This window comes from Paractinoplanes bogorensis (assembly GCF_018829635.1).
Classification (GTDB): Bacteria; Actinomycetota; Actinomycetes; order Mycobacteriales; family Micromonosporaceae; genus Actinoplanes; species Actinoplanes bogorensis.
In genome coordinates this window covers 1-19,424 of sequence record NZ_JAHKKG010000025.1, presented here as the reverse complement: position 1 = coordinate 19,424, position 19,424 = coordinate 1, and the positions used below count along the sequence as shown (strand labels likewise).

Annotated in this window: 18 protein-coding genes and 1 tRNA gene; 11 read left to right on the top strand and 8 right to left on the bottom strand. The window is 70.1% G+C overall.

The window, feature by feature from the left end; genetic code table 11:
- Positions 1 to 38 precede the first annotated feature (38 nt).
- The 3 genes from KOI35_RS46075 to KOI35_RS46065 are packed head-to-tail and all read left to right on the top strand — an operon-like array spanning position 39 to position 1,855.
- Positions 39 to 932 carry a phytanoyl-CoA dioxygenase family protein gene (locus KOI35_RS46075; protein ID WP_215796133.1) on the top strand — a complete coding sequence of 298 codons (894 nt, stop codon included), beginning with the start codon at positions 39 to 41 and terminating at the stop codon, positions 930 to 932.
- Between the two features lie 27 nt (positions 933 to 959).
- Positions 960 to 1,412, top strand: a complete 453-nt coding sequence (locus tag KOI35_RS46070; RefSeq protein WP_215796132.1) for a hypothetical protein — start codon at positions 960 to 962, stop codon at positions 1,410 to 1,412.
- The gene (locus KOI35_RS46065) at positions 1,409 to 1,855 is read left to right on the top strand and encodes a hypothetical protein (RefSeq protein ID WP_215796131.1); all 447 of its coding nucleotides are present in this window, start codon (positions 1,409 to 1,411) and stop codon (positions 1,853 to 1,855) included. Before KOI35_RS46070 ends, KOI35_RS46065 begins: the two co-directional genes overlap by 4 nt.
- Here the strand turns inward: KOI35_RS46065 and KOI35_RS46060 are convergent.
- Positions 1,852 to 2,097 carry a mycoredoxin gene (locus KOI35_RS46060; RefSeq protein ID WP_215796130.1) on the bottom strand — a complete coding sequence of 82 codons (246 nt, stop codon included), beginning with the start codon at positions 2,095 to 2,097 and terminating at the stop codon, positions 1,852 to 1,854. The two genes, KOI35_RS46065 and KOI35_RS46060, sit on opposite strands and share 4 nt — an antisense overlap.
- 82 nt (positions 2,098 to 2,179) lie before the next feature.
- On the opposite strand from KOI35_RS46060, the gene KOI35_RS46055 reads away from it, so the two are divergent.
- The 3 genes from KOI35_RS46055 to KOI35_RS46045 all read left to right on the top strand — a co-directional run bounded on the left by KOI35_RS46055 (position 2,180) and on the right by KOI35_RS46045 (position 5,266).
- Entirely contained in the window at positions 2,180 to 4,312 is a 2,133-nt protein-coding gene (locus KOI35_RS46055; RefSeq protein ID WP_215796129.1) for an ATP-dependent DNA helicase UvrD2, read from the top strand.
- A gap of 115 nt (positions 4,313 to 4,427) precedes the next feature.
- Positions 4,428 to 4,760 (top strand): hypothetical protein, encoded by a 333-nt coding sequence (locus tag KOI35_RS46050; RefSeq protein WP_215796128.1) that lies wholly within the window; start codon positions 4,428 to 4,430, stop codon positions 4,758 to 4,760.
- A gap of 143 nt (positions 4,761 to 4,903) precedes the next feature.
- On the top strand, positions 4,904 to 5,266 hold the full coding sequence (locus tag KOI35_RS46045; protein WP_184955094.1) for a WhiB family transcriptional regulator: 363 nt from the start codon (positions 4,904 to 4,906) through the stop codon (positions 5,264 to 5,266).
- Positions 5,267 to 5,536: 270 nt separating this feature from the next.
- Here the strand turns inward: KOI35_RS46045 and KOI35_RS46040 are convergent, their stop codons facing one another.
- Positions 5,537 to 6,475 carry a LysR family transcriptional regulator gene (locus tag KOI35_RS46040; RefSeq protein WP_215796127.1) on the bottom strand — a complete coding sequence of 313 codons (939 nt, stop codon included), beginning with the start codon at positions 6,473 to 6,475 and terminating at the stop codon, positions 5,537 to 5,539.
- A gap of 114 nt (positions 6,476 to 6,589) precedes the next feature.
- On the opposite strand from KOI35_RS46040, the gene KOI35_RS46035 reads away from it, so the two are divergent.
- Positions 6,590 to 7,816 carry an MFS transporter gene (locus KOI35_RS46035; protein WP_215796126.1) on the top strand — a complete coding sequence of 409 codons (1,227 nt, stop codon included), beginning with the start codon at positions 6,590 to 6,592 and terminating at the stop codon, positions 7,814 to 7,816.
- Here KOI35_RS46035 and KOI35_RS46030 read toward each other — a convergent pair.
- From KOI35_RS46030 to KOI35_RS46015, 4 genes are all read right to left on the bottom strand, one after another.
- On the bottom strand, positions 7,771 to 9,048 hold the full coding sequence (locus tag KOI35_RS46030) for a M18 family aminopeptidase (protein WP_215796125.1): 1,278 nt from the start codon (positions 9,046 to 9,048) through the stop codon (positions 7,771 to 7,773). The genes KOI35_RS46035 and KOI35_RS46030 overlap by 46 nt on opposite strands.
- A 22-nt stretch (positions 9,049 to 9,070) precedes the next feature.
- Entirely contained in the window at positions 9,071 to 10,417 is a 1,347-nt protein-coding gene (locus tag KOI35_RS46025; protein WP_215796124.1) for an ABC1 kinase family protein, read from the bottom strand.
- 41 nt (positions 10,418 to 10,458) lie between these two features.
- Complete coding sequence (locus KOI35_RS46020) at positions 10,459 to 11,520, bottom strand: ThiF family adenylyltransferase (protein WP_215796123.1); 1,062 nt, start codon at positions 11,518 to 11,520, stop codon at positions 10,459 to 10,461.
- A gap of 271 nt (positions 11,521 to 11,791) precedes the next feature.
- The gene (locus KOI35_RS46015; protein ID WP_164842208.1) at positions 11,792 to 11,953 is read right to left on the bottom strand and encodes a DUF5679 domain-containing protein; all 162 of its coding nucleotides are present in this window, start codon (positions 11,951 to 11,953) and stop codon (positions 11,792 to 11,794) included.
- Between the two features lie 460 nt (positions 11,954 to 12,413).
- Here KOI35_RS46015 and KOI35_RS46010 point away from each other — a divergent pair, with 460 nt between their 5' ends.
- Positions 12,414 to 12,947 carry a M48 metallopeptidase family protein gene (locus KOI35_RS46010; RefSeq protein WP_215796122.1) on the top strand — a complete coding sequence of 178 codons (534 nt, stop codon included), beginning with the start codon at positions 12,414 to 12,416 and terminating at the stop codon, positions 12,945 to 12,947.
- Between the two features lie 23 nt (positions 12,948 to 12,970).
- Here the strand turns inward: KOI35_RS46010 and KOI35_RS46005 are convergent, their stop codons facing one another.
- Together KOI35_RS46005 and KOI35_RS46000 are read right to left on the bottom strand one after the other, a co-directional pair.
- Complete coding sequence (locus KOI35_RS46005; RefSeq protein WP_215796121.1) at positions 12,971 to 13,564, bottom strand: hypothetical protein; 594 nt, start codon at positions 13,562 to 13,564, stop codon at positions 12,971 to 12,973.
- Complete coding sequence (locus KOI35_RS46000; protein ID WP_215796120.1) at positions 13,561 to 14,823, bottom strand: zinc-dependent metalloprotease; 1,263 nt, start codon at positions 14,821 to 14,823, stop codon at positions 13,561 to 13,563. Before KOI35_RS46000 ends, KOI35_RS46005 begins: the two co-directional genes overlap by 4 nt.
- A 90-nt stretch (positions 14,824 to 14,913) precedes the next feature.
- Here KOI35_RS46000 and KOI35_RS45995 point away from each other — a divergent pair, with 90 nt between their 5' ends.
- The 3 genes from KOI35_RS45995 to KOI35_RS45985 all read left to right on the top strand — a co-directional run bounded on the left by KOI35_RS45995 (position 14,914) and on the right by KOI35_RS45985 (position 19,136).
- Positions 14,914 to 15,942, top strand: coding sequence for a YlbL family protein (locus KOI35_RS45995; protein ID WP_215796119.1), 1,029 nt, complete (start codon positions 14,914 to 14,916; stop codon positions 15,940 to 15,942).
- Positions 15,943 to 16,021: 79 nt separating this feature from the next.
- A complete protein-coding gene (locus KOI35_RS45990; RefSeq protein WP_215796118.1) occupies positions 16,022 to 18,973 on the top strand; it encodes a UPF0182 family membrane protein in 2,952 nt (983 codons plus the stop codon).
- Positions 18,974 to 19,062: 89 nt separating this feature from the next.
- Positions 19,063 to 19,136: transfer RNA gene (locus KOI35_RS45985), tRNA-Met, on the top strand.
- The last annotated feature ends 288 nt before the right edge of the window (positions 19,137 to 19,424 follow it).

The following is a 19,424-nucleotide window of genomic DNA, read 5'->3' as shown; positions in this document are numbered from 1 at the left end:
CGCGTCTCGGTTTACAAAGACCGAGAGGTGGAAGATCGATGACGCAGGTGCAAGCACCCGCATGGGCCCCGATGACCGCCGACGAGCGGGCCCAGTTCGACCGGGACGGGTTCCTCGTGGTGCGCGGGGTGCTGTCCCCCAGTGAGATCGAGATCGCGCGCAACGCGGTTCTCGGCGCTTTCGAGCGAGCGGGGCAACCCGGCGGGCACGGGCTCGGTTCGACCGGTGCGCTGCACCAGCTCTCCGCGGTGACGTCCCTGCCCGAGCTGGCCTTCCTGCTCGACCACCCGGTGGCGTTCCGCTACATCTGGTCGCTGCTCGGCTGGAACGTGCACGTCTACCACTCCCACATCGACGTGCACCCGCAGATCCACGAGCAGCAGAAGGAATGGTGGCACTGGCACCAGGACGGTGGCCGCCAGAACCGGGAGATCGAGACCGACCCGCGCCCGACGTTGTCGGTCAAGCTGGCCTACTGGCTGTCCGACGTGAGCGAGACCGGCCGGGGCAACTTCACCGTGCTGCCCGGCAGCCACAAGACCAACTGGCTGCCCGGCCCGCCGACCCGGGGCACCCCGTGGCCGCAGCCCGAGGGCGCGCTGCAGATCACCGCGAACCCGGGTGACCTGGTCGTCTTCGACCGCCGCCTCTGGCACGCGCGCTCCGACAACTACTCCGACGTCACCCGTGTGGGTGCCTTCTTCGGCTACACGTTCCGCTGGATCGCCGGCCGCGACGAGGTCGCCGACCTGCCGAACACCCCGGAGTGGGCCGGCTTCAACGACGTGCAGAAGCAGCTGCTGGGCCACTGCCCGCAGGGCGACGGCAGCGGCGACCACGCCTGGGGCCACTACCCCGAGACGACGCCGCTCTATGGCGCGCTCAAGGAGCGGGGCCTGCTCGACTCCAGCATCCCGGCTCTCATCCCGTAACACCCGACATCCCGATATCCTGCATATGTGGGGCAAACCGGGACAATAGACAAGACGGCGACCGCGGCGGGCCGGCTTCTCCTCGAGGCTCTGGGGGAGGAGCGCCCGGCGCGGTCGCTGGCACGTCTCACCGATTCACCGCGGGCCGGCCGGCTCCTGCGGGAACTCTTCACGGTCGCCGTGCGCCGCAGCTTCGTGGGCCGCGATCCGCGCGACGTGACGGCGTACGTCCGCGATCTGCTCGAGTACGAGTCGTTGCCGACCGGCGGCGAGCTGGCCCGCGAGACCGAGGCCGTGATCCGGGCCGCGCTCGGCGAGCCCGAGCTGACCGGCACCATCCCCGAACGGCGCCGCTCCGAGGTCATCTGCCTCGTGGTGGGCGACCTGGTCCGGCCGCCCGGTGTGCCCACGGCCGAACTGGTCGCGCTCGTGCATCAGGCGGAATGGCGGGTCACCCGCTTCGACCGGCCGTCGCTATGAGCCCGATCTTCTCGCCGGTGCACGGCATCCACACCGCCGCCGGCCGCTATCTGCAGCGTGTCGCCTACGAGGACGCCCCGGCGCGCAGCGAGTCGCCGACGTCCGCCACGCGCCACGTGTGGGAGATCGCTTTCGGACTCGCGGCCCGTCGACGGTTCGAGCCGGACAGCCCGCTGGCCGAGATCCGGCGCACCGTGTCGGCGACCCTGCAGCTGCACTCGGCGGTCGTGCTGCCGCCGCTCACGGTCGAGATGCTGATCCGGGCGGCGCTGGGCGAGGACGTACCGGTCGACGAGATCGACGACTCCGTGCGTACGGGAGCGCATTTATTGCTCTTCGCCCGTCTGGTCGACGAGCTGGCATTGACCGACGGCGAGCTCGAAGGCCTGGTGGTGGAGGCCGAGGAGCTCGCCGTGGACCGGATCGCCGAGACCGGGGGCTAGCTGGCGGCCAGCGCCGCGAGCCGCTCCTTCACCTGAACGATGGACGGGTTGGTCAGCGCCGACCCGTCGTCGAACTTCAGCGTCGGCACGGTCTGGTTGCCGCCGTTGACGCTCATCACGAACTCGGCCGCGTCCGGGAGCTGCTCGATGTCCACCACCTCATAGGCGATGCCCTCGCGATCGAGCTGCGACTTGAGGCGGTGGCAGTAGCCGCACCAGGACGTCGAGTACATGGTCAACATCGGTCGGGAATCCCTTCGGCTGGGTCACATGGCAGTGCGCCTTCCGGCACAACGTCGGACCCGGGTGCCATGATTCCCTGTTGTGCGGACTGATGCGGTGCTGGCCGGGCTCGACCCGGATCAGCGGACGGCGGTGACCGCCCCCGCCGGCCCGGTCTGCATCCTGGCCGGCGCCGGCACCGGCAAGACCCGGGCGATCACCCACCGGATCGCCTACCGGACGCTGACCGGTGAGGTGAGCCCCCGGCACATCCTCGCGGTCACCTTCACCGCCCGGGCCGCGGCCGAGATGCGCACCCGGCTCACCGAGCTGGGCGCGGCCGGAGTGCAGGCGCGCACGTTCCACGCCGCCGCGCTGCGTCAGGTGCGCTACTTCGCCCCCCGGCTGCTCGAGGGCCGGGCCATGCCCGAGCTGCTGGAGAGCAAGGCCCGGATGGTCGGCCTGGCCGCCACTCGGGCCGGGGTACGCGCCGACCGCACCGGCGCCCGCGACCTGGCCAGCGAGATCGAGTGGGCCAAGTCGTCGCTGGTCGAACCGTCGGAATACGCCGTCGCGGCCAAGAAGGCGCTGCGCGAGCCGCCGTTCGAGCCGGCCAAGGTGGCCGAGGTCTTCGCCGCCTACGAGTCGCTCAAGCGCCGCCAAGGCGTGATCGACTTCGAAGACATGCTGCGCGCCGCGGTCTGGGGCATCGAGGAGCACCCCGACGTCGCCGAGCAGATCCGCTCGCAGTACCGCCACTTCGTGGTCGACGAATACCAGGACGTCAACCCGCTCCAGCAGCGGCTGCTCGACGCCTGGCTGGGCGGGCGGGACGACCTGACCGTGGTCGGCGACGCCAGCCAGACCATCTATTCGTTCACCGGCGCCACCTCGGCCTACCTGATCGACTTCCCCCGGCAGCGCCGCGAGGCCGTGGTGGTCCGGCTGGTCCGCGACTACCGCTCCACCCCACAGGTGGTCGGCCTGGCCAACGCGGTGATCCGGCAGGCCCGGGGCAGCGAGGCCCGGCTGCGGCTCGAGCTGGTCGGGCAGCGGCCGCCCGGGGCCGAGCCCGAGCTCAAGATTTTTCCGGACGAGGCGGGCGAGGCGGTCGCGGTGGCCCGCCGGTGCCGCGACCTGATCGCGTCCGGCACGCCGGCCAGTGAGCTGGCGGTGCTGTTCCGGACGAACGCGCAGTCCGAGGCGTACGAAAAGGCACTGGCCGAGGCCGAGGTGCCCTACGTGGTCCGCGGGGCCGAGCGCTTCTTCGAGCGGCCCGAGATCCGCCAGGCGATGATCGCGTTGCGGGCCGCCGTCCGGTCCACGCCCGGCGAGACCCCGCTGGTGCAGGCCGTGGTCGAGGCGCTCGCGGCGACCGGCTGGCAGCGCGAGCAGCCCCCGCCCGGCGGCTCGGCCCGCGAGCAGTGGGAGGCGCTGGCCGCGCTGGTCGCGCTGGCCGAGGACTACGCGCGGGCGCCCGCCCTCGAACCGATCGGGCAGGCCGGTGCCGTGCAGCGCGATGTGACGCTCACCGCATTCAACGACGAACTCGCCCGCCGGGCCGAGCAGCAGCACGCCCCGACCGTCTCCGGCGTCACCCTGGCCTCGCTGCATTCGGCCAAGGGGCTGGAATGGGAGGCGGTCTTCCTGGTCGGGCTGGCCGACGGCACGCTGCCGACGACCTACGCCAAGACGCCCGACCAGCTCGAGGAGGAGCGCCGCCTGCTCTACGTCGGGGTCACCCGGGCGCGGCAGTGGCTCTGGCTCTCGTACGGTCAATCCCGCTCGCCGGGCGGCCGGGCTCGCCGCCCGTGCCGGTTCCTGCCCCAGCTCGAGCGGACGTCGTCGACCGAGCGCGCCGGCGACCGGAGTCGGAAACCCGACCGAAGGCGTCCGCAGGTGTCCTCGTGCCGGATCTGCGGGGCCACCCTGCTGGCCGGCGCCGACCGCAAACTGGGCCGCTGCCCGACCTGCCCGTCCGACCTCGACGAAGAGCTGTTCGAGCGACTCCAGGTGTGGCGGGCGGCCACCGCGGCCGAGCTCAAAGTTCCTGCGTACGTGGTCTTCACCGACGCCACGCTGGTGGCCATGGCCGAGCGCCGCCCGTCGTCGCCCGCCGAGCTGCTCGCGATCGCCGGGATCGGGCCCCGCAAGCTGGGTCAGTACGGCGAATCCGTGTTCGCGTTGGTGGCCGGAGCAAGCGCTTCCGAAGTCGCTCAAAAAAACTTTGGATAATTCGTTTGCGCCCTCCTGTAGGGCAGGCATAGCCTCAGTTCACACCTCGCCGAGCAGGGATGTTCGGCGGGCCGAGGCAACTACGAGCGCAACGCAAATGGAGGAGGTGGCACCGATGGAGATCTACACGATGAGCTTGACCAAAGCGTCGATGCCGCTGACCCGTGCCTGCGCTCCGTCCGCCTCGCTGATCGCCGCTCCCGTGTGGGCGCCGGCGACCGTCGAGCGGGCTCCGTTCGAAGCCACCACTGCGCCGATCACGGTGCCGGTGCTGGCGGCCGAGCGGGCTCCGGCTTCGCAGGTGCACCAGGTCTCCGCCCGGGCCGAGCTGGGTGGCGCGCTGGAGCTTCTGCAGGTCAAGGGCAGCACTGGGTTCAAGGGCATCAATGTCTCCGCCAAGCGCTACACGGATGGCAGCGGTGTCCCGCCTCGAGGAAGGCCGGTCTGATCAACAGACCTCCGGCTCACCTCGAGGCCGCGGAACCCGTAACCGGGATCCGCGGCCTTAATTTTTTGCCGGCTCACCCGCCGGTGCACGATCCGGAACGGCGATCCAAGAGATCGATGAGAAGAGAGAGGTGACCGGGCTTTATGAGTCTGGCGCTGGCCCCACTCGACGTGAGCGTCGAGATCGAGGCAAACCTGCCCTGTCGGAAGTTCGACCCGGACCTCTGGTTCTCGGACTCCCCGGCCCAGCTGGAACTGGCCAAGTCGCTCTGCGGGGACTGCCCGCTGCGCGTCGAGTGCCTGGCCGGCGCGGTCGAGCGGAACGAGCCCTGGGGTGTCTGGGGTGGCGAGATCTTCGAGCGTGGTGCCGTGGTTCCGCGCAAGCGGCCGCGTGGCCGTCCTCGGAAGGTCGATGTGGCGCGTGACGCCGAGCTGGCCCATGAGGTCGAGGAGCGGCTCGCCGCGAACGGACTCGACTCCCGCAACGCCGTCCGACTGGCGGCCTGACATGACCAACCTCACCGACAACCGGAAGCAGACCTTCGCGATGGCCTCGAACGGAGAAACCAAGATGAGAATCCTCCAAGAAGCGTTATCCCGGGCTCGAACGCGTCGGCCTCAGAGTGACTACACACCTGAGGCACACCGACCCGCACGCCAGATCGCCATCGAGGCACGTCACACCGCCTCGCGCGAACTCGGTGGCCGGCGTTTCTGATCCCCGCGACAACTGAAGATCTGAATTCGTGAAGCCCGTCCGCGGTATGCGGACGGGCTTCACGCTTGTCCGCGCGCCCAGCTCGGCACCCAGGTCCCGGGGTGGTCGTGGCCGTCCGCCGACGCCGCCAGGTGATCGCGGAGGGCGGCCAGGGCCGGGTGACGATTGTCACGGTGCCAGAGGAGCGAGTGCGGATAGACCGGCGTGGGGTCACTCACCGGGATGCGGCGCAGGCCGTGGCCGACGGGCCAGACGAGGCGGGTGCGCGCCCCGATGAAGGTGGCCAGCGCCGGCGTGTCGGCGACGGTGTCGAGCAGCGCGTCGGCCCCGAGGTTGGGGCCGGTCGCTTCGATGGTGAGCCGGAACTCGGCGGCCAGGGCGTCGTAGTAGGCGGTCCACTCGGTGCCGGGAGCGAGTCCGGGCATCCAGATGCGGTGCCCGGCGAGCTGGGCCATCGTCACCGACCGGGCCGAGGCCAGCGCATGGGCCGGACCGGTGAGCAGTTGGAGCGGCTCGTCGAGCACCCGGAGCGTCTCGATGTCTTCGGGAACGGCCGGGCCGGGCATGGCGACGGCCCGGAAGGAAGCGTCGATCGCCCCGGACCGCAGAGCGGCGACGGCCGTACCGACGTCGAACAGTTTCAGCACGTCGAGCGCGATCTCGGGATGGGCCTGGTGGAAGCCCCGGACCAGGTCGGTCGGGGCGATGCGCGAGGCGATCACGTCGACCCGCAGCGAACGGCGGCCGGGGCGCACCGCGGCGATCGCCCGGTCGGCCGCACGGAGCAGTTCGCGGGCATGGGGCAGGAACGCCTGACCGTCCAGGGTGAGTTCGGCCCCGCGCGGGGTGCGGGTGAACAGCCGGACGTCGAGGCTGCGCTCCAGCGCGGCGACGCGTTTGGAGACGGCCTGCTGGGTGACCGACAGTTCGGCGGCGGCGTCCTGGAACTGGCCCGCCTCGGCGACGGCCACGAAGGTGCGTACGGCGTCGAAGTCCATGCCGACCGACCCTACCGTCACAACCGGGAGTTGTTGACGGTCGGCGTGGCGGTTGTTTGCTCACCGGCTCCACCGCCTGATGGGATCTGAGCCGACACGGGGTGGTGATGATCGGTGGGGCGACAGTTCCGGTGGCTCTGGACGGCGTACACGGTGAGCACGTTCGGCACGTGGCTCGGATTCGGCGCGTTTCCGCTGATCGCGATCCTGGTGCTGCACGCCGGCCCGGTCGAGGTGTCGCTGCTGTCGGCGGCCGGCCTGGCCATCGGGGCGGTTCTCGCGGTGCCGCTCGGCCCGTGGGTGGACTTTCGCCGCAAGCGGCCGGTGATGATCGCGACGGACCTCGTTCGGTGCGCCGCGCTGATGAGCGTCCCGGTCGCCTACGCACTCGGCTGGTTGACCTTTGCACAACTCGTGGTTGTATCGGTGATTGCCGCGGCGTCCGACATCACCTTCAAGGCGGCCGGCGGCGCCTACCTCAAGACCCTGGTCCCGCGGGCCGATCTGCTCGCCGCCAACGGCCGGTTCGAGGCGACCACCTGGACCGCCACCGTGGTCGGGCCACCGCTCGGCAACGCCGCGATCGGGTTGTTCGGCCCGGTGGTGACCGTGGCCGTCGACTCGGTCAGCTTCCTGCTCTCGGCGCTGAGCATCCGGGCGATCGGGGGACCGGAGCCGCGTCCCGAGCGGACCGAGGGCGTACGGCTGAAGGCCGGCGATCTGCTCGACGGATGGCGCTTCATCCTGGCCCACCCGGCGCTGCGGCCCCTGTTCCTCAACACGGTCCTGGTCAACGGCCTGATCCTGGCCACCGCGCCGGTGCTGGCCGTGCTCATGCTCGGCCGGCTCGGGTTCGCGCCCTGGCAGTACGGCCTCGCGTTCGGTCTCCCGTGCCTGGGCGGGCTGATCGGCTCACGGCTGGCTCGGCCTCTCGCCGCCCGGTTCGGGCAACACCGGATCCTGCTCACCGCCGGTGCGTTGCGTGCCTGCTGGCCGCTCGGACTCGTCCTCGTCGGTCCCGGCCCGGCCGGACTCGTCCTCGTCATCGCCGTCCAGTTCGGGCTGGTCGCCTGCGTGGGCGTGTTCAACCCGGTGTTCGCCACCTATCGCCTCGACCGGACCCCGTCCGACCGCGTCGCCCGTACGTTGTCGGCCTGGTCGGTCACCAGCAGCGTCACCGTCGCCGCCCTGACCGCGCTGTGGGGCCTGCTCGCCACCCTCACCAGCCTGCGCACCGCGCTCGCGATCGCCGGTCTGCTGCTCCTGGCCACCCCGTTCCTGCTGCCGCGCCGCGATCACGCCCCGGCGGACAGGAACACCCCGATGGCGCTGCTCAGATAGGCCGGGTCGTCGACGTGGCACATCTCGCGGGCCGAGTGCATCGAGAGCAGCGGCGTGCCCACGTCCAGGGTCGGAATGCCGATCCTGGCGGCGGTGATCGGCCCGATCGTCGACCCGCACGGCACCGAGTTGTTCGACACGAATTCCTGGTAGGGCACTCCGGCCGCCGCGCACGTGCGGGCCCACAGGGCCGCGCCGACCCCGTCGGTCATGTAGCGCTGATTCGCATTGATCTTCAACAGCGGGCCGGCCCCGGCCACCGGGCGGTTGACCGGGTCGTGCTTCTCCGAGCGGTTGGGGTGCACGGCGTGACCGGCGTCGGACGACAGGCACCACGAGCCCGCGACGGCCCGGGCCAGGTCGGACCGGTCGCCGCCGAGCCCGGCCGTGACCCGCTCGAGCACGTCGGCCAGGAACGGGCCGGCCGCCCCGGAGCGGCTCTCCGACCCGATCTCCTCGTGGTCGAAGGCGGCCAGCACCGCGATGGCGTCACCGTTCTCCACACCGAGCAGGGCCACCACACCGGCGTGCACCGACGACAGGTTGTCGAGCCGGGCCGAGGCGAACAGGTTCGCGCCCGCCCCGAACCGGGCCGGGGCGGCCGAGTCGACGGTGATCACGTCGTAGCCGGCCAGGTCGTCGGCCGGGATGCCGGCCAGTCCGGCCAGATGCCCGACGACATCGGCGCCCGCGGTGTCGCCGGCGCCCCAGATCGGCTGGAGCTCGCGCTGCTTGTCCGGGGCGAAGGAGTCGTTGACCCCACGGTCGAGGTGGATCGCCAGGTGCGGGATGCGCGCGAACGGACCGGTGCGGACCAGGTGCGTGGTGCCGTCGCGGTGCACGACCCGCCCCGCGAACTCGAGCTCGCGGTCGAACCAGGACGGCACGACCGGTCCGCCGTACACCTCGACCCCGGCCTGCCACCAGCCGAACGCGACGGTCGTCGGCTTCGGCTTGAGCTTGAAGCCGGGCGAGTCGGTGTGCGCGCCGAGGATCCGGAACGGGGTGCCCCGGCCGGCTGTGGAAGGCACAGCGACGGCGATGACCGAGCCGTCCCGCACGATCAGCAGGCGGGCGCCCGGGCGTACGGCCTCGGTCCAGTCGGCCGTCTCGTCGAGCGTCTGGTAGCCCGCCCCGGTCAGCCGACGCGCCACCTCGGCGGCCGCGTGATAGGAGCTCGGCGACGCCGAGACGAAAGCGGCCAGATCATCGATGTGGGCAGTCGCATCCATGCCGCCATCGAATCATGACGGCTCAGGACACCGGCGCGAAGCCCGGCAGCCACTTCTCCAGGATCGCCCGATAAGGCGCCTCGGCCTCGAGCTGGCACAGCACGCCGATCGACCCCAGCGTCACCCGGTGGATCAGCAGGTAGGACGGCGGCAGATTGAGCTTGCGGCTCAGCTGGTAGGCCGGTGACCTCGGGCTGCTCAGCCGGGTCGCCTCGGCGCGCAGCCAGGCCCGGGTGAAGCGGAACTGGTCGACCGCGACCGGCTCGATCATCGGGCGCAGGAAGTCGAGCACCGCCCGCGCGTCGATCTCGTCGTCCGGTTTGATGAAGCCCTCTTCGCGCAGCCCGTCGGCCACGCCCTGGGCGTCGTCGTCGAGGGCCAGGCGCACCAGCCGGCCGATCGCCTCGGGGTGCCCGCCGGGCAGCCGGGCCACCGCGCCGAAGTCGATCACACCGAGGCGCCCGTCCGGCAGCATGCGGAAGTTGCCCGGGTGCGGGTCGGCGTGCAGCAGACCGGCCCGGGCCGGCGCCGAGAAGTGCAGCGTCGCCATCAGGCGTCCGGCCTCGTCGCGTTCCTCGACCGTGCCGTCGGCGATCACCTGGGCCAGCGGCGTGCCGTCGACCCACTCGGTGACCAGCACCCGCGGCGCCGAGGTGATCACGCGGGGGACGAAGATCTCCGGATCGTTCGCGTACGCCTCGGCGAAGGCGCTATGCGTCTCCGCCTCCATCGCGTAGTCGAGTTCCTCGGTGATCCGATCCTTGAGCTCGGCCAGCAGCGGTTTGATGTCCATCCCGGGCTGGATGATCTTGAACATGTGGGCCAGGCGGGACAGCTGCTTGAGGTCGGCCAGCAGCGCGTCACCGGCGCCCGGATATTGCACCTTGACCGCGACGGCGATCGTCTTCGGCCTGGCGTTCCTGCGGGCCGGCTTGAGCTTCCACGTGGCGCGGTGCACCTGGCCGATGCTGGCCGCGGCGGCCGGGCTGTCGTCGAACTCGGCGAACAGCGAGCGCCAATCCTCCCCGAGCTGCTCGGCCAGCGCTTTGTGCAGGCTGGCCACCGGCATCGGGGGCGCCGCCTCCTGCAGCTTGGTCAGCGCCTGCCGGTAGGGCCCGGCCATCTCTTCGGGCATCGCGGCCTCGAAGACGCTGAGCGCCTGCCCGAACTTCATGGCGCCGCCCTTGAGCTGGCCCAGGACGCTGAACAGCTGCTCGGCGGTGCGCTGCTGGATGTCCGCCGAGATGACGTCGGACGCCATCCCCACGGCGCGCTTGCCGAGGCCCAGTGCGGTGCGCCCCGCGAACCCCAGCGGCAACGCCGCCAGCTTGGCCGTGCGGGCCGCCGCACGCCGCGGAATGTCGCTCACCAGATCATTGTGACCGACTCCGGGACGAAGAACGGCCCGCCTTACCCGGCTTGCCCGGACTCGGACGGAAAAGTCCGCAGACCTTTGGCCCGTCGGCGGAGCCGGGCGCAGTCGCATTCGGGGTGCTGCGGCCACGTGCGGCGGCGCTGGCGGGACGCGGTGGTCAACTCGATCGAGGCGCCCGCGGTCATCGGGTCGCCGTCGTCGATGAAGGTCAGCACCTCTTCGACGGCCAGGGCGGTCGCCGCCAGCAGGGTGGCCACGGTGCACGGCTCGGGGGCGGTGTGCGGCGGCAGACCCGGCCAGGCCGAGTCACGGTCGCGGCGGTGCAGGTCGAGGCAGCCCAGGCAGGGGCCGCCGGTGGCCGGGACCAGGGGGCCGATCACCGCGGCACCGTCGCGGATGGTCACGGCCAGGTGTGGCTGGCGACGACTGGCGTGGGCCGCGGACACCAGCGTGACCGGACGGTCGGGGTCGAGCTGCACGACCAGGGTGGCGGGCTGACCGCGTACGGCCTGGGTCTCGATCCCCTCGACGGAGCGCCGGAGCGCCTCGATGACCGCCGCACCGCGGGGTTTGCCCAGGTCGGAGGCGCGGAGCGGGCCGCCTGCGAGTTCGCTGCGCTGCACCCGTCCGGGCAGATCGGGATGGATGTGGCCGACGCCCGCCTCGGCCAGCGCCACCGCGATCGGGGCGCCGAGCCGGCCGCGCCCGCTGATCACGACCCGGGCGGCCTGGCGGCGGCGCAACCGGGACGCGGGGGTGCGGGAGGTGCTGCCGCGCAGCGCGAGCACGGCGGCCTCGCCGGTCAGCCGGCCGGCCGAGCGGGTCGGGGGCAGTAGCGCCGCGGCGGGCACGGTCAGCCCGGCCGCGTCCAGAGCGTCGAGAACGGCTCGCGCGTCGTCAGGTGGAACGCCCTCCTGCACGGCCTCGAGCATCACCACCCGTTCGGGCCGGCTGCCGTCGAGCAGGTCGAGCACCCGGGCCGCGCGCGGATCGGGCAGGCGCAGCACCACCGCGCAAGCGGGGTCGGAGCCCAGCTGCAACTCATGGCGGTTACGCCAGACGCGGGGGATGCCGGGGATGAGGGTGGGGCGGTTCACGCATCACAGGATGTCACCACAGCGATGCGGAGCGAATCAGTTGTCCACAGGCCCCGACGGCCCGTGACACGGTTTGTCCACAGGCCCGGGCAAGTTATCCACAGGCGCTGAGGGTTATCCACAACCTCACTCAACGTGTGGACAACCATCCGGATGCGTTGTGCGGGAGTAATGCACCGGGGAGGGCGAACTGCCCTCCCCGGGTGGGTGAACGGCCTTGTCGCAGGCTCGATGTTGGCCTAGTGGGGCAGAGCCTGCGGGCCGTCCGTCGTCAGACCTTGGCCTTGCCCAGGATGCGGTTGACCGTCGTACCGCAGACCGGGCACTTGCCCTTGGCCATGTTCATGCCCGTCTTGGAGACCTCGACGGTTCCCTGGAAGTCGCGCTTCTCCTTGCACTTCACGCAGTAGCCGTTGTACGTGTTGTCGGCCACGGTTCCTCCTCGTCGTATTGTCGGCCGGATCGGCCCTATGCCTGCTCGCGGTGGGCAGGCCGCGACCTGTGTCAGCCGCTGGGACCGCTCCGACCACGCGGATGTGGCCACCCGTCGGGGCGGTCACTACCCAGGTCAAGCCTGTTCCATGTCAGCTCGACGTCGGCGGTGTCACCGACGACGCTGAGTGTGCCCGTCCGAATCGCCCTTTTTGGGAGATTGCGTCGCAACACGCCGGATGTTGCCATCAAAGTAGGCGAAAAGGGACGTTGAGCGCGTTGCCGACGAGTCCGCGTGGTGAGCTGGGTTGTCGATGTTGCAGCGATGGAAAATTTTTTCGGTCTTACCGGGGCGAAGCGCCCATATCTGGCACGTGTCATCGTGCGTACCCTTGCGGTGACATGGGTCTCACGGATTAGCGTCTCAACGTGAACCCGAATCTGGGCCGCGCGAGCCGGTAATGGCCCGGACGCGCAAGCCTGTCGTGGAAGTGCGGCGCAGCCAGCGCCGGCGACGCACAGTGTCCGCATACCGTGACGGTGAGCGCGTGGTCGTGCTCATTCCCGACCGGTTCTCCCGGGCCGAAGAGACCGAGTGGGTCGAGCGGATGCTGGCCCGTCTGGCCGCCCGTGAGGAGCGCGTTCAGCGCACCGACGACGAGCTGCTGGCCCGGGCCCGGCGCCTCACCAGCCGCTACCTGCCCGACTACGCCGACCAGGTGCAGCCGGCCAGCGTGCGCTGGGTGACCAACCAGAACGGGCGCTGGGGCTCCTGCACGCCCGACGACGGCACGATCCGCATCTCGCACCGGATCCAGGAGATGCCCGACTGGGTGATCGACTACGTGCTGCTGCACGAGCTGTCGCACCTGGTCGTGCCCAGCCACAACGCCGACTTCTGGGAGCTGGTCAACCGCTTCGGCAAGGCCGAACGGGCCCGGGGCTACCTCGAGGGCATCTCGGCCGCGACCGGACTGGTGCTCGCCGACGACTGATCAGCCTTGTTCGCCGGCTGTGATCACCCACCCAGTAGTGCTCTCGTGTTCTCCCAGCCCTCCAGGGCCGGGTCCAGGGTGCTCAGCTCGGCCGGCCCGCGCAGTCGCCGCCACTCGGGCGTCGACGAGACGTCACCCGGCCGCGGGGCATCCCGTCGGATCACCTGGGCGCTGGCCGAGTCGAGATCGTGATCGGCCAGCCACGCGGGCGCCGGCAGGCTCGTGGCCAGGCCCAGCAGCCCGTTGCCGGGTCCGCCCGGGGCCACCGCGACCGCCTTGCTCTCCAGCGGCCGCAGCAGCTTGCCCAGGATCATCCCGGGTAGGTCGGGAGCGTCGGCCGCGATCACCGCGGCCTGCTCGAACCCGTCGGCCGCGGCCGCCTCGAGCACCGGTCGATACGTCGCCGTGGGCACCTCGTAGATGCGCATGCCGGGCCAGGCGATCTCGTCCGCCAGCTTGAGATCGTCACTGGTGGCCGCGATGGCCGCCTCGGCCTGGGCCAGCCGGGCCAGCAGGTCGACCACGTCTTCGGCCAGTGCGGCCCGCCACGTGACCAGATCTGTCCCGGGCGGGCTCCACACCACCGGCACCAGCAGTGCCGCTACGAGCCTTCTCACTTGTCCTTGTCTTCGCCGGCGTCCGTGCCCTCGCTCTGGCCCGGGCCCAGGTTGTCGAGCTCGCTGATGTCCCAGTCGGCGCTGCCCTCGGCGAACACCTGCGGGTTGGCGAAGTCGTCGTCGGTCGGCAGCAGGTCGGGGTGACCCCACAGGGCGTCGCGACCCTGCACGCCGCGCTTCTCGGTGACCGCCGCCCACAGCGCGCCCGCCTCGCGCAGCCGCCGGGGCCGCAGCTCGAGGCCGACCAGCGCCGCGAACGTCTGCTCGGCCGGGCCGCCGGCCGCGCGCCGGCGCCGGAACGCCTCGCCCAGCTGCACCACCGAAGGCAGCCGGTCACCGGCCGCGTTGTCGACCACGTGACCGACCCAGCCCTCGATCAGCGCGAGCGCCGTCTCGAGGCGGGCCAGGCTCTGCTTCTGCTGCGGCGTGTCTTCCGGCGTGAAGATGCCCTCGAGCGCCATGGCCTGCATCGACTCCGGGTCGGCGGGGTCGACGCGGCTCATCGCCTCTTCGATGGCCTCACGATTCACCGTGATGCCGTTCGCGTACGTCTCGACAGCGCTCAGCACGTGCGCGCGCAGCCAGGGCACGTGCCCGAAGAGCCGTTGGTGGGCCGCCTCGCGCAAGGCAACGTACAGGCGGACCTGGTCCTCAGGGATTTCCAGGCCTTCCCCGTACGCCTTGATGTTGGCCGGCACGAGAGCGGCGGTGCCACTGGGGCCGAGCGGCAGACCGATGTCGCCCGCCGAGAGCACCTCGGCCGCGAGCTGGCCCAGGGCCTGACCGAGCTGGCCGCCGAACAGCGCCCCGCCGAGCGTCGACATCATCGACTGCATCGGGCCGAGCTGGGACTTCGCCTCGTCCGGCACGAGGTCGCCCATGGCGCCCATCATGCGGCCGGCGATCGGGTCGCACAGCTTCTTCCAGACGTCGAGCGTGTTGTAGATCCACTCGTTGCGGTTCCAGGCGGCGGCCGTGCGGATGCCGCTGGGCAGCGCCGAGGCCGGGTCGAGCCACAGGTCTGCGAGCCGCAACGACTCTTCCACCTGGTGACGCTCGAACATGTTCACCGCGGGATCGCCGGCGGCGGACAGCTGGCTTGCCGCCACCTGCCGCGCCATGTCCCAGTTCACCGGGCCGTCGCCGGGGCCGGAGAACATCTGCTGCAACTGCGCCATGAACTGCTGCAGCTGCTGCGGGTCGGAGGGGTCGGGCGGCTGGGCGCCCGGCAGGCTGAAGCCGAACGGGATATCAGGCACGTGGTCAACCGTACGCGCGAAAAGCCCGCTCCGGACCGATGGCGGTGTCAGCTCAGAGAGAACTCAGGGAGGGGCGATAGTCTCACGCGCATGAGACGTCGTGGTGTCACCGTAATCCTCGGCGCCCTGATCACCGCCCTGCTGGCCGTCGGTGTGATGGCCGCACCCCTGCCCTACGTCGTGCTCAAGCCCGGCCCGACCGTGAACACGCTCGGGTCGGACAACGGGGCCGAGGTGATCCAGGTGACGGGCGAGAAGACCACCACGTCGAAGGGGCAGCTACGCCTGACCACGGTCAACGTGCAGTCGCAGGTGGAGCTGGTCTGGGCGATCAGCAGCTGGTTCAGCTCGTCCGACGCGGTCGTGCCGCGCGAGCTGATCTATCCGCCCGACCGCACCGAGAAGCAGGTCGAGCAGCAGAACGCCGAGGAGTGGACCGAGTCGCAGAACAGCGCGGTCACGGTCGCGCTGACCAAACTCGGCTACCCGGTGCTCACCGTGGTCAAAAAGGTCACCGAGGGCGGCGCCGCGACCGGCATCCTGCGGGCCGGCGACGTGCTCACGGCGGTCGACGGCACCAAGGTCGACAGCCCGGGGAAACTGACCGAACTGGTCCGCGCCAAGCCGGCCGGCACGGCGCTGACCATCTCCTACACGCGGGGCGGCAAGGCGGCCACGGCCAAGGTCACCACCAAGGCCTCGGCCGACGACAACACCCCGCGGCTGGGCATCGAGATCGGCACCAAGCAGGACGCCCCGTTCAAGGTGTCGATCGACCTCGACAAGATCGGCGGTCCGAGCGCCGGTCTCATGTTCACCCTCGGGATCATGGACAAGCTGGAGCCGGAGGACCTCACCGGCGGCAAGATAATCGCGGGCACCGGCACGATCGACAACGACGGCAACGTCGGCCCGATCGGCGGCATCCCGCAGAAACTCGTCGGCGCCAAGAAAGCCGGCGCTCAACTCTTCCTCGTGCCCAAGGACAACTGCGCCGAGGCCCTTCGGAACGCCGTCGACGGCCTTCCGATGGCCGAGGTGGCCACCGTGGACGACGCGCTCACCGCGCTCAAGACCTTCACCGGTGGTGGCACCCCCAAGCCGTGCTCGGCTGCGTGACAGATGACGTACGGTGAGACACCGGCCCGACTGAATTGTGGAGCCTCCGTTGGTTATGCGTAACAGCCCTCTACCGAGGATGAGCCGGCGCGGTCGCGTCACCGTCGGCGTCCTGGTCGGGGTCTTCCTTCTTTTCACGCTGCTCGGGTGGGGCATCGACGCGTACACCGATTACCTGTGGTTCAACGAGGTCGACTTCACCAGCGTCTTCTCCGGTGTTCTGCTCACCCGACTCCTTCTCTTCCTGGTCATCGGCCTCGCGGTCGCGCTGATCATCGCCGGTAACCTCTATCTGGCCTACCGGCTGCGCCCCCTTCTTCGTCCGCACTCGGCCGAGCAGGCCACCCTCGAGCGCTACCGGATGATCCTGGCGCCGCGCCTCGGCACCTGGATCGCCGTGCTCACGGTGATCATCGGCTTCTTCGCCGGGCTGTCCGCCCAGGGCCGGTGGAAGGACTGGATGCTGTTCCGCAACGGCGGCAGCTTCGGCGTCCAGGACCCGGAGCACAAAGTAGACGTCGGGTGGTACATCTTCGACTACCCGATGCTGCGCTACGTGCTCGGCGTCGCCTTCACCGTCGTGGTGCTCTCGGTGCTCGGCTCGCTCGCCATGCACTACATCTTCGGCGGCGTCCGCCTGCAGGGCGTCGGCGACCGGATGACCACCGGCGCCCGCGCTCACCTGACCTCCCTGGTCGCGCTCTTCGTGCTGCTCAAGGCGGTGGCCTACGTGCTCGACCGGCGGGCCCTGCTGCTCGAGCAGCACGTGTCACCGGGGCTCTACGGCGCGGGCTACACCGACGTCAACGCGTTGATGCCGGCCAAGGAGATCCTCGCCTACATCTCGATCGTCGTGGCCATCGCGATCATCGTGTTCTCCAACGCGGGCATGCGAAACCTGGTATGGCCCGGTGTCTCGCTCGCCCTGCTGGCCATCTCGGCCGTGGCGATCGGCGGCATCTACCCGCTCGCGGTGCAGAACTTCTCGGTCAAGCCCAGCCTGAGCGAGAAGGAAGCGCCGTACATCCAGCGCTCGATCGACGCGACCAGGCAGGCCTTCGGGCTGGAGAACACCGAGGTTGCCCCCTACCGGGCCAACACCGTGGTGCCACCCAGCACCCTGACCGCCAACACCAGCGCGCAAAATGCCCGCCTGATCGACCCGCAGCTCGTCTCGCAGGCGTTCACCCAGTCGCAGCAGTCCCGCGGCTTCTACGACTTCGGCGCCAAGCTCGACGTCGACCGCTACACGGTCGACAACAAGACCGGCGACTACGTGGTCGGCGTCCGCGAGATCAACGACGACAAGCTCACCACCCAGCAGCGCAACTGGCTCAACCGGCACACCGTCTACACCCACGGCTACGGCCTGGTGGCGGCCCCGGCCAACCGGTTCAGCGGTGGTCTGCCCTGCTTCGTCTCCGGGTTCCTGGGCGACGACCGCCCGACCGGCTGCTCCTCGGCCACCGAAGAGATCAAGGTCGAGCAGCCGCGCATCTACTACGGCGAGCAGTCGACCGAATACGCGATCGTCGGCCAGGAGAACAAAGACCGCCGAGTCGAGTTCGACCGCCCGCAGGAAGACAACAACAACGCTGAGGAGCTCTACACCTACACCGGTTCGGGTGGCGTCTCGATCGGCTCGTTCTTCCGCCGGCTCGTCTTCGCGATCAAGAACACCGAGAGCAACTTCGTGCTCTCCGACGCGGTCAACGCCGACTCCAAGCTCATGTACATCCGTGAGCCGCGCGAGCGGGTGGCCAAGGTCGCGCCGTTCCTGACGATCGACGGCGACCCCTATCCGGCTGCCGTCGACGGCCGGATCGTGTGGATCCTCGACGGCTACACGACGTCGGCGACGTATCCGTACGCGCAAAAGATCAACCTGGCCACCGAGACGCAGGACGAGCTCACCGGCCAGGGCCAGTTCGCGCTGGCCCGTGACGACGTCAACTACATGCGCAACTCGGTCAAGGCGACCGTCGACGCATACGACGGCACCGTCAAGCTCTACGAGTTCGACGACAACGACCCGGTGCTCAAGGCCTGGAACAAGGCCTTCGGCGGTGACCTGATCATCCCGAAGGCGGAGACCCCGGCCTCGCTGGCGGCGCACTTCCGCTACCCGCAAGACCTGTTCAAGGTGCAGCGCAACCTGCTCACCCGGTTCCACGTGACCGACCCGCAGGCGTTCTTCTCGGGCCAGGACTTCTGGCAGGTGCCCAACGCGCCCGACGCGCCGTCCAGCAACCAGAAGCAGCCGCCGTTCTACCTCAACGTGCAGATGCCCGAACAGGAACAGACCCGGTTCCAGCTGACGGCCGGCGTCACACCGGCCAACCGCGAAAACCTGGCCGCGCTGATCTCGGGCTCCTACGTCGACAACAAACCCGTGATCCAGGTCCTCGAACTACCCGACCAGACGGTCACACCAGGCCCGGTCCAGGTCCATCAGAAGATGACCGCGAACGCGTCGGTGCGACAAGAGATCACCCTGCTGTCGAACAACTCGCAGTCCCAGGTGCTCTACGGCAACCTGCTGACCCTGCCGGTCGAGGGCGGCGTGCTCTATGTGGAGCCGGTCTACGTCAAACCCGGCAACCAGGAAAACGCGGCCCCACAGCTGCAGAAGATCCTGATGTCGTACGGCGACGGCGGCACCTACGTCGTGCTGGCCAACAACCTGCAGGACGGTCTGCAACAGCTCGTCCAGCAGGGCAAGGCGGCACAGAGCGGCAACAACAACACCGGGAACACCAACAACCCGCCCGGCAACACCGACAACCCGCCACCGGCCAACCTGACCGGCGAACTGGCCCAGGCCGCGGCCGCGCTCGACACGGCCATCGCCAACGTCAAGTCGGCCCAGCAGTCCGGCGACTTCGCCGCCTACGGCAAGGCGCTGTCCGAGCTGGACACGGCAATGAACAACTTCCAGAACGCCCAGAAGGCCGCCAACGGCACGCCGGCGCCCAACGCCTCGGCCACCCCGTCCGGTTCGGCCGCACCCACCCCCACACCCAGCGGCTGACAGCAAACCCCTGGTGACCCGCGGTGTCGCGGGTCACCAGGGGCCGTTTTGCAGCCAACGGCAGGGTTGCGCTAGTGTTAACGAGCCGACGCGGGGTGGAGCAGCTCGGTAGCTCGCTGGGCTCATAACCCAGAGGTCGCAGGTTCAAATCCTGTCCCCGCTACAAGTCCGGGAGTCCCCTGTCCGCCGAGTGCGCGGACCGGGGACTTTTCGCATTTCTGCCTGGGGGCCGAGCCCCCAGACCCCACGTTCCGGTGCCTGCGGCTGGTGGGTCGGTGGCGGGTTGGTCCTGCGACTGGCGTCGCGGTCGGGGTTGGCGACTTTGTCGCGACCGACAGGTCTGGGTCCTGCGACTGGCGTCGCGGTTGGGGTTGGCGACTTCGTCGCGACCGACAGGTCTGGGTCCTGCGACTGGCGTCGCGGTTGGGGTTGGCGACTTCGTCGCGACCGA

Bases quoted from the DNA above. Each gene is read 5' to 3' on its own strand.
- KOI35_RS46075 (WP_215796133.1), top strand. From the start codon at position 39: ATGACGCAGGTGCAAGCACCCGCATGGGCCCCGATGACCGCCGACGAG.
- KOI35_RS46065 (WP_215796131.1), top strand. From the start codon at position 1,409: ATGAGCCCGATCTTCTCGCCGGTGCACGGCATCCACACCGCCGCCGGC.
- KOI35_RS46060 (WP_215796130.1), bottom strand. From the start codon at position 2,097: ATGTTGACCATGTACTCGACGTCCTGGTGCGGCTACTGCCACCGCCTC.
- KOI35_RS46050 (WP_215796128.1), top strand. From the start codon at position 4,428: ATGGAGATCTACACGATGAGCTTGACCAAAGCGTCGATGCCGCTGACC.
- KOI35_RS46045 (WP_184955094.1), top strand. From the start codon at position 4,904: ATGAGTCTGGCGCTGGCCCCACTCGACGTGAGCGTCGAGATCGAGGCA.
- KOI35_RS46040 (WP_215796127.1), bottom strand. From the start codon at position 6,475: ATGGACTTCGACGCCGTACGCACCTTCGTGGCCGTCGCCGAGGCGGGC.
- KOI35_RS46030 (WP_215796125.1), bottom strand. From the start codon at position 9,048: ATGGATGCGACTGCCCACATCGATGATCTGGCCGCTTTCGTCTCGGCG.
- KOI35_RS46010 (WP_215796122.1), top strand. From the start codon at position 12,414: ATGGCCCGGACGCGCAAGCCTGTCGTGGAAGTGCGGCGCAGCCAGCGC.
- KOI35_RS45995 (WP_215796119.1), top strand. From the start codon at position 14,914: ATGAGACGTCGTGGTGTCACCGTAATCCTCGGCGCCCTGATCACCGCC.
- KOI35_RS45990 (WP_215796118.1), top strand. From the start codon at position 16,022: ATGAGCCGGCGCGGTCGCGTCACCGTCGGCGTCCTGGTCGGGGTCTTC.